16 protein-coding genes and 1 tRNA gene are annotated in these 16,089 nt (G+C 61.1%); 10 read left to right on the top strand and 7 right to left on the bottom strand.

Features of this window, described 5'->3' with window-relative positions; genetic code table 11:
- Positions 1-129 precede the first annotated feature (129 nt).
- Positions 130-1,998 (bottom strand): adenylate/guanylate cyclase domain-containing protein, encoded by a 1,869-nt coding sequence (locus tag BS630_RS24740; RefSeq protein WP_077979656.1) that lies wholly within the window; start codon positions 1,996-1,998, stop codon positions 130-132.
- 435 nt (positions 1,999-2,433) lie between these two features.
- Here BS630_RS24740 and BS630_RS24745 point away from each other — a divergent pair, with 435 nt between their 5' ends.
- The 6 genes from BS630_RS24745 to BS630_RS37455 all read left to right on the top strand — a co-directional run bounded on the left by BS630_RS24745 (position 2,434) and on the right by BS630_RS37455 (position 8,265).
- Positions 2,434-3,303: an ornithine carbamoyltransferase gene (locus BS630_RS24745; protein WP_077979496.1), complete on the top strand. Its 870-nt coding sequence runs from the start codon at positions 2,434-2,436 to the stop codon at positions 3,301-3,303.
- Between the two features lie 63 nt (positions 3,304-3,366).
- Positions 3,367-4,413 (top strand): ABC transporter substrate-binding protein, encoded by a 1,047-nt coding sequence (locus BS630_RS24750; protein ID WP_077979497.1) that lies wholly within the window; start codon positions 3,367-3,369, stop codon positions 4,411-4,413.
- A gap of 381 nt (positions 4,414-4,794) precedes the next feature.
- On the top strand, positions 4,795-5,739 hold the full coding sequence (locus BS630_RS24755; protein ID WP_077979498.1) for a Bug family tripartite tricarboxylate transporter substrate binding protein: 945 nt from the start codon (positions 4,795-4,797) through the stop codon (positions 5,737-5,739).
- Positions 5,736-6,227, top strand: a complete 492-nt coding sequence (locus BS630_RS24760) for a tripartite tricarboxylate transporter TctB family protein (protein ID WP_077979499.1) — start codon at positions 5,736-5,738, stop codon at positions 6,225-6,227. The genes BS630_RS24755 and BS630_RS24760 overlap by 4 nt, the downstream gene beginning before the upstream one ends.
- A gap of 88 nt (positions 6,228-6,315) precedes the next feature.
- Positions 6,316-7,833 carry a tripartite tricarboxylate transporter permease gene (locus tag BS630_RS24765; protein WP_027667767.1) on the top strand — a complete coding sequence of 506 codons (1,518 nt, stop codon included), beginning with the start codon at positions 6,316-6,318 and terminating at the stop codon, positions 7,831-7,833.
- Positions 7,834-8,094: 261 nt separating this feature from the next.
- Positions 8,095-8,265 (top strand): hypothetical protein, encoded by a 171-nt coding sequence (locus tag BS630_RS37455; RefSeq protein WP_003542890.1) that lies wholly within the window; start codon positions 8,095-8,097, stop codon positions 8,263-8,265.
- A 99-nt stretch (positions 8,266-8,364) separates the two neighbouring features.
- Here BS630_RS37455 and BS630_RS24770 read toward each other — a convergent pair whose 3' ends face one another.
- Positions 8,365-9,456, bottom strand: coding sequence for a DUF475 domain-containing protein (locus BS630_RS24770; protein WP_077979500.1), 1,092 nt, complete (start codon positions 9,454-9,456; stop codon positions 8,365-8,367).
- 354 nt (positions 9,457-9,810) lie between these two features.
- On the opposite strand from BS630_RS24770, the gene BS630_RS24775 reads away from it, so the two are divergent.
- Entirely contained in the window at positions 9,811-10,041 is a 231-nt protein-coding gene (locus BS630_RS24775; RefSeq protein WP_077979501.1) for a hypothetical protein, read from the top strand.
- Between the two features lie 57 nt (positions 10,042-10,098).
- Positions 10,099-10,287, top strand: a complete 189-nt coding sequence (locus tag BS630_RS24780) for a hypothetical protein (protein WP_027667764.1) — start codon at positions 10,099-10,101, stop codon at positions 10,285-10,287.
- Positions 10,288-10,343: 56 nt separating this feature from the next.
- Here the strand turns inward: BS630_RS24780 and BS630_RS24785 are convergent, their stop codons facing one another.
- Positions 10,344-10,856, bottom strand: coding sequence for an MgtC/SapB family protein (locus tag BS630_RS24785; RefSeq protein WP_017962091.1), 513 nt, complete (start codon positions 10,854-10,856; stop codon positions 10,344-10,346).
- 218 nt (positions 10,857-11,074) lie between these two features.
- On the opposite strand from BS630_RS24785, the gene BS630_RS24790 reads away from it, so the two are divergent.
- Positions 11,075-11,806, top strand: a complete 732-nt coding sequence (locus BS630_RS24790) for a hypothetical protein (protein ID WP_077979657.1) — start codon at positions 11,075-11,077, stop codon at positions 11,804-11,806.
- A 6-nt stretch (positions 11,807-11,812) separates the two neighbouring features.
- Here BS630_RS24790 and BS630_RS24795 read toward each other — a convergent pair whose 3' ends face one another.
- The 4 genes from BS630_RS24795 to cpdR1 form a co-directional block, all read right to left on the bottom strand.
- Positions 11,813-12,307 (bottom strand): hypothetical protein, encoded by a 495-nt coding sequence (locus tag BS630_RS24795; protein WP_244735600.1) that lies wholly within the window; start codon positions 12,305-12,307, stop codon positions 11,813-11,815.
- A 442-nt stretch (positions 12,308-12,749) separates the two neighbouring features.
- Complete coding sequence (locus BS630_RS24800; RefSeq protein ID WP_077979503.1) at positions 12,750-13,793, bottom strand: porin; 1,044 nt, start codon at positions 13,791-13,793, stop codon at positions 12,750-12,752.
- A 659-nt stretch (positions 13,794-14,452) separates the two neighbouring features.
- Positions 14,453-14,527 (bottom strand) — tRNA-Val (locus tag BS630_RS24805).
- An 83-nt stretch (positions 14,528-14,610) separates the two neighbouring features.
- Positions 14,611-14,973 carry a response regulator CpdR1 gene (gene cpdR1, locus BS630_RS24810; protein ID WP_003542883.1) on the bottom strand — a complete coding sequence of 121 codons (363 nt, stop codon included), beginning with the start codon at positions 14,971-14,973 and terminating at the stop codon, positions 14,611-14,613.
- Between the two features lie 187 nt (positions 14,974-15,160).
- Here cpdR1 and BS630_RS24815 point away from each other — a divergent pair, with 187 nt between their 5' ends.
- A complete protein-coding gene (locus BS630_RS24815; RefSeq protein WP_077979504.1) occupies positions 15,161-16,042 on the top strand; it encodes an N-formylglutamate amidohydrolase in 882 nt (293 codons plus the stop codon).
- Positions 16,043-16,089: the final 47 nt, after the last annotated feature.

Here is a 16,089-nt window from a genome sequence, read left to right on the forward strand (position 1 = left end):
TACAGCGACGCGCGTCCTTCAGACGCGCAAAGGACGCTGTAACACTTTGAATCTACGCATCGTGCTTTCCGAAAATCGATTCCGATTTTCGGGCCGATGCGCCAGTGAACGGCCGGGAAAAGCTCGACCTCAGCTCCCGGTCCTTTCGATACGCTCGCGCTGCGTCATCGCGGCGGCGAGGAGTTTCTGGAAGCGGGGATCGTCGCGGATGTTGTCGAGATCGGAATCATTATCGAACCATTTGATGTGGTAGACGGAGCTGTTCGGCAGCAGCTTCTCCAGCAGATCGATCGCCTGGTCGACGTCGCCGAGGACGGAGTAGACGCAGGCGAGATTATACTGCGCGACGATGTCGTCGGGATCGATGGCGATCGCGCGGTCGGCCCAGTCGCGTGCCCTTGCCGCATCGCCGAGATGGGCAAGCGCCAGCGCGCCGCGATGGGCGGGGCCTGAATTTTCTGGATTGAGGTTAAGGGCGCGTTCGGCGCGCAACAGACCGAGGCGCGCCCAGTTTTCCGTATCCAGCACCCTTCCGAGCGAGCGATAGGCGGACATCAGATGGATCGGCGAGACGTAGTCATCAGAGCGGATTGCGGCGGCGCGGGTGAAATATTGCACGGATTCGGCGAAGTTGCCGTGCATGAAGAAGAACCGGGCATAGTGGAAGTTCGCCTCGAAGAGGTTCGGGTCGAGCGCCAGGGCACGTTCGAAGGCCGCCGCTGCCCTATCGTCATAGCCGCTCTGATGCAGGGCGAGACCATGGGAAGCGTGGGCTTCGGGAAGGTCAGGATCGAGCGCCAGAGCGCGAGCACTCATCTCGAGGATGCGCCTCAGCGGCACGTCATCAGGCGCCCAATCGCGGATCGCCGCGTCGCAATCGGCGATGCCGGCATAGGCGCGGGCATAATCCGGATCGAGCTCCACCGCCTTGCAGAACATGCGCCTTGCGAGCTCCAGATAGGATTTGGTCCAGGTGTGAGAGAGCTGGCGGCCTCTGAGATAATAGGTATAGGCCTCGACATTAGCGGTCGGCTCAGTCGCGATCGCCTTCTTCTCCTCCGGCAACAGACGCACCTTCAACTGGCCGACGATCGCATGGGTGATCTCGTCCTGGATGGCGAAGATGTCGGTCATGTCGCGGTCGTAACGCTCGGCCCAGAGATGGTCGCCATTGGCGGTGTCGATCAGCTGGCCGGAAATGCGCACGCGATTGCCGACGATGCGCACACTTCCCTCGAGCACGTAGCGCACGCCAAGCTCCTGGGCGAGGCGCTTCACCTTTACCGATATGCCCTTGTAGGTGAAGATCGTATTGCGCGGCACGACGTGCAGGCTGGAGATCTTGGAGAGATCGGTGATGATGTCTTCGGTGATACCGTCGGAGAAATAATCCTGGTCGGCATCGCCGCTCATATTGGTGAAGGGCAGCACCGCGATGAAGCAGGTGTTGCGGTTCTGCGCGACCAATCTGGCGGAGGAAGGCGGCGCTAAGCTGACGGTGTAGACCTGAACGGGCTGCCGGATGTTCTTCAGCATATGTTCGCCAATGAATTCGAAGCCGAGATTGAGGCGCGAGCCGACCTGCTCGCGCACCGAGGCCGACACGGCGATGCCGCCCGGCGCTGCGATGCGCTCGAGCCTGGCGGCGAGATTGACCCCATCTCCGAATATGTCGCCGTTCTCGACCACGACGTCGCCGAGATTGATGCCGATGCGAAATTCGACGCGCTCGTCCTTGGGCACGTTCTCGTTGCGGGCCGCCATGCTGCGCTGGATTTCGGCGGCGCAGGCGACCGCATTCACCACGCTCTGGAATTCGGCAAGGATACCGTCGCCGGTGAGTTTGACGATCCGGCCCTTGTAATCCGAAATACGAATGTCGACCAGCTCGCAGCGATGGCGGTTCAGCGCCTGCAACGTGCCGGATTCATCGATGCCCATCAGTCGGCTGTAGCCGACGACGTCTGCAGCAAGAATAGCGCTCAGTCGTCGTTCCATGACCCCTCCCATGGATCTTTCCAGTTTAGTCTAGCTTTTCATAGAGTTTTTGTCGCGTAGAGTCGTCCCCCGAATAATAAATTCGGGCGGTCTCGACGTTTTTAACGCGGCAGCGCGACCATATAGCGTCGTCGATCTTCATCAATACTCTAAACGGGTGAAGGACGGAGCCAATCCCTAATCCTTTGTGATGAAAAGACAATTCACATCGGAGAAAAATGGAATGTTCTGCTTTGGCCGACACTTTCTGAACCGACATCATAAAGCCGATCGCTGATCAATTTAAGGCTTGAGCCGGACCCAGGAGCATGGATTGGAAGACGAAACGCGAGAATATCCAACGCGGTATGCAATGTGATTCGCGGTTGCTTCAGCGATTGCCATGAGGCGAGCGAAGGGTATTGTGGCGACGTTTCATGCCCGACGGGGATTTGAATGACAGGTTCGGCCCGGAATTTTCTGGAGTTTCAAGATATTCCGGAGGCCGGGCTTCGGTCGATCATCGGTCGCGCCAGTGAGCTTGCCAAAGCCTGGGATGAGCGCACGATGCCGCAGAGCCTTGCGGGCAAACGCGTCGCCCTGATTGTCGATGACGGCGGATGGCGCAATACAACCGCCTTCGATCTCGGCATCCAGGCGATGGGCGGCATCTGCGCGCATGTGCCGATCGGCTTCAATACCAGGGAGGAAACCGGCGATCTCTCCGGGTATCTCGGCAACTGGTTCGACATGCTGGTGATCCGCACGAAGGAATTTGCGACATTGAAGGCGGTGGCGGCAGCCTTGCCGGTGCCTGTCATCAATGCGCGCACATGCTACAACCACCCTTGCGAGACGCTCGGCGACCTTGCCTATATCGACAGCCGGCGTGGCTCCATCGACGGGTTGAAGGTGGTCGGCGTGGCGGCGGACGCAAATATCCTTCGCTCCTGGGCCGAAGCATCGATCGCGTTGCCGATCGAGGTGGTGCAGGTCTATCCCGAACGCTGGCACATCAGCGATACCGCGCTGCTCAATGGACGCTTCCGTGTGAGCACCGATATGGGCGAACTATCGGATGCCGACGTCGTCATCACCGATTCATGGCCGGGTGACGCTGCCGAGGAGGCGCTTGCCGGTTACCGGATCGGGACCGATGTGCTCGATCGTTTGCGGGAGGATGCGATCTTCCTGCCGTGCCCGCCGGTTACGCGCGGCCAGGAGGTGGCGGCCGAGGCGATGGAACATCCGCTCTGCCGGAGCCGCGCCGCCAAGGCTTTCCTGTTGCACGCGCAGAATGCCCTGATGGAGTGGGCATGCGCCTAGTCCGGAGCCCTTGCTCCTCCTGGCGCGCTCAGGCATTGTTGCTGCATGAGGAGAGTTTTCATCTTGCTGCTGGCGTTCTGGCCGGGCTTTGCGCTCGCCGATCCGGTCTTCTATCCGGCGAAGTCGGGCAATGCCGATGCGCCGGTGCTGACGGTTTATTCTTCGCTCGACGAGCCGCTGGCGCAACCGATGATCCGGGGTTTCCAGGACGCCAATCCCGATATCGCAGTCAAATATGAGGATATGCTGACCGGCGACATCTACGACCGGATCGTCAGGGAGACGGATGCCGGCAAGAAGACGGCGGATTTCGCCTTCTCGTCGGCAATGGACTTGCAGGTGAAGCTTTCCAACGACGGGTATGCACAGGTCAGCAACCTGCCGATGAGTGCTGCGTGGCCGAAATGGGCAAACTGGCGCAATACCGCCTATGCGCTCACCTTCGAGCCGGCGGTGTTCGTCTATCACAAACCGAGCTTTGCGCATGAGCCGGTGCCGAGTTCGCGGGCTGAATTCGTCGACTATCTGAAGCGCAAGGGCAACGAGGTCTACGGGCGGATCGGCACCTACGATATCGAGCGTTCCGGCGTCGGCTTTCTTTTCATGGCGCGCGACCAGGAGCAGTTCGGCGACATCTGGTCGGTGATCGGGGCGATGGGGGCTGCCGGCGTCAAGCTTTATTCGACGAGTTCGGCGATCCTCGAACGCGTTGCCGACGGGCGCTTTGTGCTCGGCTACAATATTCTCGGCTCCTATGCGGCCGACTGGGCCTCGCGCTATCCCGAAGTCGGCATCGTGCTGCCGAAGGATTATACGGTGGTGATGTCGCGGATCGGGCTGGTGCCGCAGGCCGCCGCCGAGCCGGAGCTCGGTCGGCGTTACCTTACCTTTTTCATGTCGAGGGAAGGGCAGACAATCATGGCGCGCGAGCTGCAGATCCCGGCCGTCAGCCCCGAGGTCGCGGGGGAGAATACCGCCAATACGCTGCAGGAACTGCTCGGCGCCCAACTGCGGCCGGTGCCGGTCAGCCCCGGGCTGATGGTCTATCTCGACCAGGTGAAACGGGCGCGGTTGATCGCGCACTGGAACGAGGTTCTGCGGACGCAGTGAAGGCGTCAGCTTTCAGCCGGTTCGCCCTCTTTACAGAGCTTTGGGTCGCTCCGCCCGTAGCTCTCGTCGGATGAGGCTCGCAGCCGTACTTCGGCGGCGGGTAATGCATTCGCCATCGGCAGTGATGAACCAGGAATTAGATCGGCACCTGCCAATTACGGCAAAAAAGTGTCGTCTCCTTCTGGATATCCCGCCGATGTCAGCTAAATGACAGGTTGTTGTGGTCGCTTTGGCTACTTCTTCTCCGTGGAGGCGGAGAGCTGAAGCCTTGGGAGGTATTCCGCTCGTCATTCAGGACGCTTGCGTCCGCTGGCCGGCCCATTCCTCCCGATTCCCAGAGAACAACAGGCGGTTTGCTCAGCCGCCGACGGAGGACACATCGTGAAGCATACGTTCATCGCAACCCTTCTTGCAGCGACCATCGCGCTGCCGGCCTATGCGGCCGACTACACCATCATCGCGCCCGCCGCTCCCGGCGGCGGCTGGGACCAGACGGCCCGTTCGCTGCAGACCGCGCTGCAGCAGGAAAAGATCTCCGGTAACGTGCAGGTCCAGAACGTCCCAGGCGCCGGCGGCACGATCGGGCTTGCGCAGTTCAGCAGCCAGGCTGCCGGCAACCCGAATTCGCTAATCGTCGGCGGCTATGTCATGGTCGGCGCGATCCTCACCAACAAGTCGCCGGTGACGCTCAAGGACGTTACGCCGATCGCCCGCCTGACCGGCGAATATGAGGCCGTCGTCGTTCCCGCTGCATCCGAGATCAAAACCATGGCTGATCTGGTCGCGGCGCTGAAGAAGGATCCGGGTTCGGTTTCCTGGGGTGGCGGTTCGGCCGGCGGCACCGACCATATCACCGTCGGCCTGATCGCCAAGGCTTCCGGCGTCGATCCGACCAAGATCAACTATGTCGCCTTCTCCGGCGGCGGTGAAGCGCTCGCCGCAATTCTCGGCGGCCAGGTCACGGCCGGCGTCTCGAGCTATAGCGAGTTCGAATCGCAGGTGGAGTCAGGCACGCTCCGCCTTCTCGCCGTCTCCAGCGAAAAGCGTATCGACGGCGTCGATGCCCCGACGCTGAAGGAAGCCGGCACCGACGTCACCATACAGAACTGGCGCATGGTCGCCGCTGCCCCCGGCCTGTCGGCAGAGCAGGTGGCAAGCGTCACCGCGGATTTCGAGAAGCTGCACGGCTCCGCCACCTGGCAGGAAACGCTGAAGACCAAGGGCTGGGCCGACACCTATCTGTCCGGCGACGCCTTCAAGGCGCAACTCGAAAAGGATATCTCGGCCACTGAGAGCATTCTCAAAGACATCGGACTTGTTCAATGAGCGAGGATAACACCTCCTCGGCAACCGAACGCCGCCCTGATTGGGCGGCGTTCATCATTGCCGTTTTCCTCTTCGTCGTCGCCGGCGTGATGGCCTGGGATGCCTTGCATCTGAAAACGATCGCGCAATACGATCGCATCGGTCCGGCGACAGCGCCTCAAATGGTGGCATTTGGCCTCTTCTGTCTCGGGATCTGGACCGCCTTCGAAGCCTGGCGCGGCGATTTTCCGGAGCGTGACCGGCAGGAAGTCGCACCCGTCATCTGGATCGTCGCCGGTCTTGCCGGCCAGATGCTGCTCCTGCGCGTCGCCGGCTTCTCGATCGCAACAGGCATCCTCTTCGCGCTGACGGCACGCGGATTCGGCAAACCCAAGCTCTGGATCTCGCTGCCGCTTGGTATCGTCCTCAGCTTCGTAGTTTGGGCGATCTTCTCGCAGCTGCTGCAGCTGACGCTGCCGGCCGGGCCGCTGGAACATCTGTTCTTCTGACCGCGCGGGACGCGCTGTCAGCTCTTTTGATTTTGCGCGGCGCCCGGTTGCGAAACGCACGGCCGGGAATGCCGCTTGGGACACCAAGATGAGCACATTCGAATTTCTATGGCAGGGTATCCTCGTTGCGATGCAGCCGATGAACCTGGTTTATGCGCTGGTCGGCGTGACGCTCGGCACCGCCGTCGGCGTGCTTCCCGGCATCGGCCCGGCACTCACCGTGGCGCTGCTGTTGCCCGTCACCTACAAGCTCGATCCCGGCGGCTCGCTGATCATGTTCGCCGGCATCTATTACGGCGGCATGTATGGCGGTTCGACGACCTCGATCCTGCTCAACACGCCGGGTGAAAGCGCTTCGATCGTCACCGCGCTCGAGGGCAACAAGATGGCGCGCGCCGGGCGCGGCGGACCGGCGCTAGCGACAGCGGCGATCGGCTCCTTCGTCGCCGGCCTGATCGCCACACTGGGGCTTGCCTTCATCGCGCCTTATATCGTCAAGCTGGCGCTGGTCTTCGGTCCGCGCGAATATTTCGCGCTGATGGTGCTTGCCTTTGTCACCGTCTCCTCGGCCTTCGGCGATTCGGCATTGAGGGGTCTGACCTCGCTGTTCATCGGCTTTGCGCTCGCCATGGTCGGCATCGACCAGCAGACGGGGCAGGCCAGGCTTACCTTCGGCATTCCCGACCTGCTCGACGGCGTCGAGGTAACGACGCTTGCCGTGGCGATGTTTGCGATCGGCGAGACGCTTTATATAGCCGCGCAGGGCAACCGGATCGCGGAGAAGGTCGAGGCGGTCAAGGGTTCGCTCTGGATGAATGCGCAGGACTGGTCACGTTCGTGGAAGCCGTGGCTGCGCGGCACGCTGATCGGTTTCCCGATCGGCGCAATGCCGGCGGGCGGCGCCGAAATCGGTACCTTCCTCTCCTATGCCACCGAAAAGCGGCTGGCGAAAAACCCGGAAGAGTTCGGCCATGGTGCGATCGAAGGTGTCGCCGGCCCTGAAGCGGCGAACAATGCATCGGCCGCCGGCACACTGGTGCCGCTTCTGACGCTCGGCCTGCCGACGACGGCGACGGCGGCGATCATGCTTGCCGGCTTCCAGCAATACGGGCTGCAGCCGGGGCCGCTGCTGTTTGCCACCAATCCGCAGCTCGTCTGGGGGCTGATCGCCAGCCTGCTCATCGCCAATGCGATGCTCTTGGTGCTGAACCTGCCGATGATCGGGCTCTGGGTGCGGCTGCTGACCGTTCCGAAGCCGTGGCTCTATGCCGGCATCCTGCTGTTTGCGACGCTCGGGACGATCGGCGCCAATCCGTCGGTGTTCGAGCTCGGCATGCTGCTCGCCTTCGGCCTGCTCGGCTATGTGATGCGGCTCTTCGGCTATCCGATCGCGCCTGCCGTCGTCGGCCTGATCCTCGGGCCGCTTGCCGAACAGCAGCTGCGCCGGGCGTTGGCAATCAGCCAGGGCGATGTGACGACGCTGGTGATGTCGCCGATCGCGGCCGGCCTGCTCATCGTTGCAGCGGCCGCCTTCCTCATCCCGCTGATCCTGCGGCTGCGCGGCAGGGGCCAGGTGCTCTCGCAACTGGCGGCAAACGAAGACTAGCGCATCGGCCCGAAAATCGGTTCCGATTTTCGGAAAGCACGATGCGCAGATTTCAAAGTGTTAGAGCGTCCTTTGTGCGTCCGAAAGGACGCACGGCGCTCTAAGAACAAAAAGACCACCCACCCCTCCCTCGAGGTCGGCCATGGAGACATGCGCCGGCCTCCTGTTTTTGCACGGCTGAGGTGATTTTCTGAGCATTGTGGAGGTCTGTGCGCGATGCCATCTATGAGTGGTCAATCATAGAGCAAGAGGAAAAGGACAATGTCCGCACTTCGCAATTCAGTCCGTACCGGCTTCTTTGGCCGCGCATTCGCCGTCCTTGGTGCCGCAAACGCCGTCAGCGCTGCTGTCGAAGCCGGTCGCCGCCCGCGCGCCAACGACCTCACCACACTCGGTATCGACCCGGCCTCCTTCGGTCAGGTCTCCCGCTAACACCTTCAAGTCATGCATGAATGAATTAGCCCGCAACCGGATGGTCGCGGGCTTTATTTTTAGCTGCAAGGGCGTCGCACACTGCGGCTTCCTGCATCGTCAGGCGTGAAGCTCCTCCTGCCGGGCGCCGTGATCTTCCACCTTTTCGCGCCTGTTGTGGCGGATGGACGACCAGAGGGACAGGCCGATCAAGGCCGCGCCGCCGAGGCCGGTGATAACCTCGGGGATATGGACCAGGGTCTGCGCATACATGATCACCGAGAGAATCAGGATGGCGTAGAAGGCGCCATGCTCGAGATAGCGGTATTCGGCAAGCGTTCCCTTCTCCACCAGCATGATCGTCATCGAGCGCACGTACATGGCGCCGATGCCAAGGCCGATCGCGATGACGAAGAGGTTCTGCGTCAGCGCGAAGGCGCCAATGACGCCGTCGAAGGAAAAGCTTGCATCCAGCACCTCCAGATAGATGAAGGCGCCAAGACCGCCCTTGGCGGCAGCACTCATCGTCTTTTGCGAGGCATCGAGCAGCCCGCCGACCACCTCGACCGCGAGGAAGGTGAGCAGGCCGTAGATGGCGCAATTGACGAAGACGGTGGCTTCCTCCCCGCCGATCAGCCAGGAGAAAACCAGCATCAGCGCGAGCACGACGGCGATTTCGATACCCTTGATGGCGGCCGAACGCGCCATTACCCTTTCCAGGCCGGGAAGCCAGTGGATTTCCTTCTTGTAGTCAAAGAAGTAGTTAAGGCCGACCATCATCAGGAAGGTGCCGCCGAAGGCTGCGATCGGCAGATGCGCGTCGTTCATGATGCGGGCATATTCGGCCGGCTCGCGTGCGGCAAGCACCAGAGCATCCCACGGGCCGATCTGTGCCGCGATCGCGACGATTGCCAGCGGAAAGACGATGCGCATGCCGAAGACGGCGATGATGATGCCCCAGGTGAGGAAGCGCTGCTGCCAGACCGGCGTCATCTCCTTCAGCTTGTTGGCGTTGACGATGGCATTATCGAAGGAGAGCGAGATCTCCAGCACCGCAAGCACCGTGCAGATGAAGAAGACGGTTGCCATGCCGCCGATCGTACCGGTCGTCTGCCAGCCGAGCACCGCGCCGAGAACGAGGCCGAGGGCAGTGACGATGAAAGCCCAGCGGAAATAGCTGAGCGCGGAGTTATGGGTCACGGGTTGATTCATGGCCGCACCTCGCGGCCGCAAATCGTGTTGAAGAGGGTCGATATATTGGAAAAACGCGGCACGCCACAACGGGCACGCGGGTCAGGCATGGTGAGCTTGTTCATCGATGAAAAATCCGCCGGCTAAGCTGCAGGCGGTACCGACATCACGAGAGCGCCGTAAAAACTCTCGCCAGAGGGGCCCGGCACCAAAGTTCCCCGTCAGCCGATGTCTGGAAGGCCGCGGGATAGGCTCTAGGTAATGAACTTCGCGGGCCAGTCAAGGCCGGTCGTCACACCGGGATTGGGTGATTTTTATTGGAACCATTCCGACGCCCGCCCGTTAGGCCCTGGTTGAGCTTAAAAAAGGAGGCCGATGATGCACACTTCGACCCATCTTCCCGACAAACGCACGGAGGCGGCCGACCGCATGAAGCGGGCGAAGCCGAACCGCATGCAGAAGGCGCAGGTGCTGCCGCCGCATCATGTCGACCTGACGCTGACGCCCGGCGTCTACCACGACATTCACGTGCCGGCCCATGTTACCGGCGCCGATCTTTCCAAGGGCGGCCCCGACATCAAGGGCAATGCAGGGACCAAGAAATAACGGGTACTCCGGAAGCCTCCGGCGCGAACGGTAGATTTGAAACAGGGTGAGAAACATATGACGATCAACTTTGTGCCCCGCGAGATCTTCATCCGGCACGAAAATGAATGGCAGGCCGTACGTGAGGCGGCGGACGAACGCATCAATATTGGCAAACGCCAAAAGCCGCTCTCCGTCGGCGGCACGGCATTGGTTGGGAAAAGCGATCCTTCGGCCACACGCGCTGAACGACCAACAGCCGAATGACCAACTGAAGCGCACGTGACACGAGCGCCCGGCGTGATGCCGGGCGCTTTGTTTTTCTATTTGTGTTCATCGCGATCGACACGCTGTCCGGAATTATAGCCGAACCATTTTTCGAGCTTGCCGAAGGCGAAGAGCACGCAGATGGCAGCGAGCGTGGTGAAGAAGGCGATCGGCCAATAGCCGAAGCCCATGGCGAGGCCGATCGCGCCGGAGAGCCACATGCCGGCGCCCGTCGTCAGCCCGTGCACCCGACCTCTTGCAAAGACGATCATGCCGGCGGCGAGGAAGGCGACGCCGGCGGTGACGGCTTCTATGACGCGCAGCGGATCGATGCGCACCTGATCGTCATCGGTAAAACCCGGCATGTGCACTGCCTCGATCGAGATGATGGCAAAGAGGGCAGCGGCAAGACTGATCAGAATATGGGTGCGGAAGCCCGCCGGGCGGTCGCGGGCCTCACGTTCGAAACCGATCAGCCCGCCGAAAACGATGGCGCCGAAGAGGCGGGCGAAGATGACGGGATAGTGGATACGCGACGCCGGTATTATGTCGGCGATAATCAGATCCATGGAATTTTCCCCCAGAGAGATGGAATTTTTCGCTGGCTAACGTCTGGGCGCGGAATTTGTTCAGCTTTTCCCTGTTGCGTTTCGGCAGTGCCGTTGGCCTCTCCGGTGCGTTCAGGTCATTGGAAGGAAAGTTCGGCGAACCAGGCGTCATCCTGTCGCCGCCAACCTTTCGGAAAGGATTGAGCAGCGATAATCCCGGCATCACGGGAATCGGACAGATGGCCAAGACAGCGACACGAGGCCGCCGCAAGGCGCCGGCAAGAGGAAAGAGCAAAGCGCGCAGCAGCGGGGGCGGATTGCTGTCCTGGGCGGTGATCGGCATTGCCGCGATCGGCGGCATCGTCGCCCACGACCATTGGAAGAGCATTCAGCCGATGCTTGCAAGGCAATCGACGCCGATCACACGGGACACGGCGGAGCCGAGGCCTGTCGTCAAGAAGGACGCGCCGCCGAAGCAGGTGGCGCTTGCCGCACCCGCTCCGAAAGTCCCAGTACCGCAGTTGCTGCCGCAGCCGCAGCCGCTGCCGCCGGCCGCGATCCCGACGCCGATGATCCAGCCGATAAAGGCAGTGCCGTCGCCGGCCTCCGCTGCTGTTTCGGAAGCCAGGACAGTCGCCTTCGGCTATTGCGGGCAGGGCGCCCATATCAATTGCGTCGGCGACGGTGGCGTCTTCTGGTACAAGGGCGAGAAGATCGTGATTGCCGACATGGCAAGCCCGGCGGTCGACCGGGCGCGCTGTGACGGCGAGCGCCGGGTGGCCTTTGCCGCCAAGTCGCGGCTGCTGGCGCTTCTGAACGCCGGGCCTTTCACCATGAATGCGGCGGGTAAGGCCGAGTCCTCCGGCGCGCCGCGCGTCGTCTCGCGCGACGGGCGCTCTTTCGGCGCGCAGCTGATCAATGAGGGCCTGGCACGCAAGCCAGGGGCCACCGGCAGCGCCTGGTGCGCCTGAGGGCGGCTACTCACCCTTCTTCACCAGCTTGCCGCCAGTGCGGAAGCTGCCGGTGAAGGAGGAGTCCTTGCTTTCGGCGGTGCATTCGATCGCGATCGGCTTGCCGGCATAGGGATTGCCGAAGGTGCAGAAGCCGGCAACCTTGACCTCTCCGGTCATCTTGTTGCCGACACCCGTGGAGACGAGGCTGAGCGGCAGGCGGGCATTGCCGTTGGAGGCAGGCTTGATGCCGCTGCCGTCGCCCTGGAAGCCCAGCGCCTTGCCATCCGAGGTGAAGATGAAGGTCACCATGCCATTGGCCAGCGTGACACTGGCAAGCTCGTTCTTGCAGCCCTTGGTGGCGTCGAACTTGGCGACGACCAGCTTGGCGCATTTGCCGGAAAGCGTAATGACGCCGGGCGCACCAGGAAAGGTCTCGGCGGGTGCGGCGGGCGCGGCAGAGGCCGGCAAGGCGAGGACGGCGGAAAAAAGGGCGGCAGCGGCAAGCGCGGATAACTTCATTTCGATCTCAAACCCCATGTCGCGGCGAGGCGAATCATTACCTCACCCTCGGTTCGCCATGGCATGGCTCTGTGTCCGAATTTGGCGCGCCGTTATTGCTGAGGTGAAAAAATTTTGTCGGCCGCGGGGCTCGCTCGACGATCGGCGGCAGATCAGTAAAAAAGCTGGTTGCGCTTGCTGGTTACAAGATCCGGCAACGACATAGACTGCCGGACATCGGCAACGAACCGATGTGACACGACAATGGCAAGGCACTCGTCGAGGTGCCGTCTTGGACGCACGTCTGGTCAAGGGGAATGGGCCCAGGCAGGGAAGTCCAGGCCCATTCTTTCCCGATCGGAGGTCAGTCAGATCAGGAATTTGTAGCTGCCGGTCCAGAGCATGATGCAGAAAAGCGTGAACGGTTTTCGGATAACATCCTGTTCTAGCCGGCAGCCCTTTATCAGAACGCGCGCTGCAGGCGGAGGAAGCCCGAGGTAACGTCGCTAGCATTGTCCGGATCGAGGTACTGAACCGAAATCTTCGTGGAGAGGTTGTCGACGATCTGGTAGTCGATCGTCACGCCGGCCTTCCAAGCGTCAACGTCGTCGTTGAACTCGCCAGCAGTGATGCCGTAGTTGTTGTAGTACTGAACAGCCGGGGTGATCTTCAGCTTGTCAGTCGCCTTGATGGCGTATTCAGCAGCGACCGCCCATTCAGCCTTGTTGTAGTAGGCGTTCGGGTTGCTTGCGTAGACAACTGCGAGGCCGAGCGTGCCCGGACCGACAGCAACCGTACCCATAGCGCGGATGGCGCCTTCTTCGTTGTCGGTGTCGTAACCGGCAGTGATCTGGTAGCTGAATGCACCAGCCTTGCCGCCGAGACCGACTGCAACGCCGACGTTGTTGGCGGTTTCGCCATTGTAGAACGGGCTGTCTTCCAGCTCGTCAACGCTGATGCCAGCGTAGAAGGCGTCGGTTTCGTACTGATAACGGATGGAGTTGTGCAGCGTGACCGGAGAACCGATATCGTCCGTTTCGCCGGAGAGACCATCGTCCCACCAGGAGTAGAACAGACCAGCGCGGAAACCTGCGATGTCGATGTAAGCAGAGTCCAGCTGAGCCTTCTGGGCAGAAGCGTTGTCAGCATTGAACTGCATGACGATGACGCCGGTCAGCGGACCATATTCTGTGTCGCTCTTGGCCGTAAACTGAACCTGACCGCGCGTACGGGCATCCCAGTCCGAGTCGTTGGCGACAGAACCACCGCCGCCGGCGCCGATCGAGCTGGCGTTCGGAGCAACGTCAACCTGGAAACGGACGTAACCGTTGATCTTGAGGCAGGTTTCGGTGCCCGGGATGTAGAAGTAGCCGGTGCCGTAAGCGTCGCAGACGCGAACGTATTCAACCGGTTCCGGCTCGGCAGCAACGATAGCGTCGGCAGCCTGAGCGCCGGATACTGCGGCAAGTGCTGCAGCGGAGCCGAGAAGAAGGCTCTTAATGTTCATGGAATAACCTCCAGTTCAGATGCAGAAGGATGAAGACCGTTGCCATCGGCAGTCCCTACGTATCTTCAACCCGTGTGAGCGAAGCGGCGCCTTTTGACCCGGTGCCTGCCTCGCCGCGGTAGTTACACAGCGGCATGTTGCGTCGCAATAACGATGTCGATCATGACAGCAGGGCGTGGCTTCTATGTTGCTGAAATAACACGATTTTTGTCATAAACTCGTCATCTATCCGTCACAAAACCGGCAGCTCTGGATGCTTGACCAACGAGGGGCTGAAACTTGAATACGCTAATGCAAGTGACGAGCGCGTGAGCATGTTCTCATATGCGATCGCGCCGTCGCTGCAATGCGCGCGAGCCGACCGCAATCCGTTAGCGACGACGATGTGGCAAGCAGATCTGGAGCTTTGGTGCTGCCCGGAACGGGCTTCGGACGCTCGACGCAATTTTACGGCAAGGATATAGTTGCATTGGGGATGGAAGCGGGACGCAGGGATGCATCCAAAATGTTGTTTCACCGAAACTCGGCATTTCGGGTACTTCTTCAATAAGCAGAACGGCTTGCCGCACGCACTATGAGGACGGTGCAGATCGGAAAATCTAAAAAGCAAACGGCCTCTCGATTTTTCGAAAGGCCGTTTGCTTTTTAGTGAATTAGGATGGTGGGCGTGACAGGGATTGAACCTGTGACCCCTACGATGTCAACGTAGTGCTCTCCCGCTGAGCTACACGCCCATCCGATGGCGGCGCATAGATCACAAAACCTTCGGAGCCGTCAATAGGCTTTTTTCAGTTTTGTGACGCGCCGCCCGCAGGCCTTACGCGGCAAGCATCTTGTTGACCTCGTCGACGAGGTCGCGCAGGTGGAAAGGCTTGGAAAGGACCTTTGCATCCTTCGGCGCCTTCGAATCAGGGTTCAGCGCCACCGCGGCAAAACCGGTGATGAACATCACCTTCAGGTCGGGGTCGAGCTCGGTGGCGCGGCGCGCCAGCTCGATGCCGTCCATCTCGGGCATGACGATATCGGTCAGCAGCAGGGAAAACGGCTCCTCGCGCAGCCGGTCATAGGCGCTGGCGCCATTATCATAAGAAAGGACCTTGTAGCCGGCCTTTTCGAGCGCTTTCACCAGGAAGCGGCGCATGTCATTGTCGTCTTCGGCGAGAAGTATCTTCTGAGTCATCAATCCAGACCGCGATCCATAGGTTTTTGGTGGGCTGCCAGCCGTTTACACTAATCTCGCTCCGGTAAACAACCGGTGAATTGCCTGTGCGTGACCGCCATCCCTTCTACATAGTATGGACTTGCGGCCGGGCAACTGGCAACATACGCGAAGCAGTCAGTTCATGACATGGTAAAGAGGGCCGAAAGTGCCGGAAATACGCGAATACGAGCTTTTTGAGGTCCATGAGCCCGTGTCGCAGACCATTCCCTTCGTCTACAACTCCCCCCATAGCGGCCGTATTTATCCACCGGAATTTATCGCTCAGTCCAGGCTGGAGGGCATCGCCATCCGCCGTTCCGAGGATCACTATGTCGACGAGCTCTTCGGCTCGGCGGTCGCACTCGGTGCGCCGCTTTTGGCGGCCAACTTCCCGCGCGCCTATCTCGACGTCAATCGCGAACCCTACGAACTCGATCCGCGGATGTTCGACGGGTTGCTGCCGCCCTATGCCAACGTCAATTCGCTCAGGGTCGCCGGCGGGCTCGGCACCATTCCGCGCATCGTCGCCGAGAACATGGAGATCTATGCGCGGCGCCTGCCGGTGCAGGAGGGGCTCGACCGGGTTGAAGCGGTCTACAAGCCCTATCATGCGGCGCTCCGCCGGCTGATCGCGCGAACGCATGTGCAGTTCGGCTTCGGCGTGCTGATTGACTGCCACTCGATGCCCGGCAATGTGCGCGTCGCCGGCAGCACTGCGCGGCCCGATTTCATCATCGGCGATCGCTACGGCACCAGCGCTTCGGCCGAACTTTCGCGCGCGGCCATCGCCATCCTCGAGGAGATGGGTTTTGCGGCGATCCGCAACAAGCCCTATGCCGGCGGCTTCATCACCGAACATTACGGCCGGCCCTCGCGCGGCCTGCACGCGCTGCAGATCGAGGTGAACCGGGCGATCTATGTCGATGAGCTGACGCTGGAGAAACGCGGCGATTTCGCCGCGGTGGCCGATGCCGTCGCGGACTTCATGCAGCAGATGGCGGACTATGTCGAGAAATTCGCCGGCGAGCGGGCGCTGGCCGCCGAATAGATCCGTTTTTCGATTTTGCTGACGTGTGGCCTTCCCCGGCCAAAAAA

This window comes from Rhizobium laguerreae (assembly GCF_002008165.1).
GTDB lineage: Bacteria > Pseudomonadota > Alphaproteobacteria > Rhizobiales > Rhizobiaceae > Rhizobium > Rhizobium laguerreae.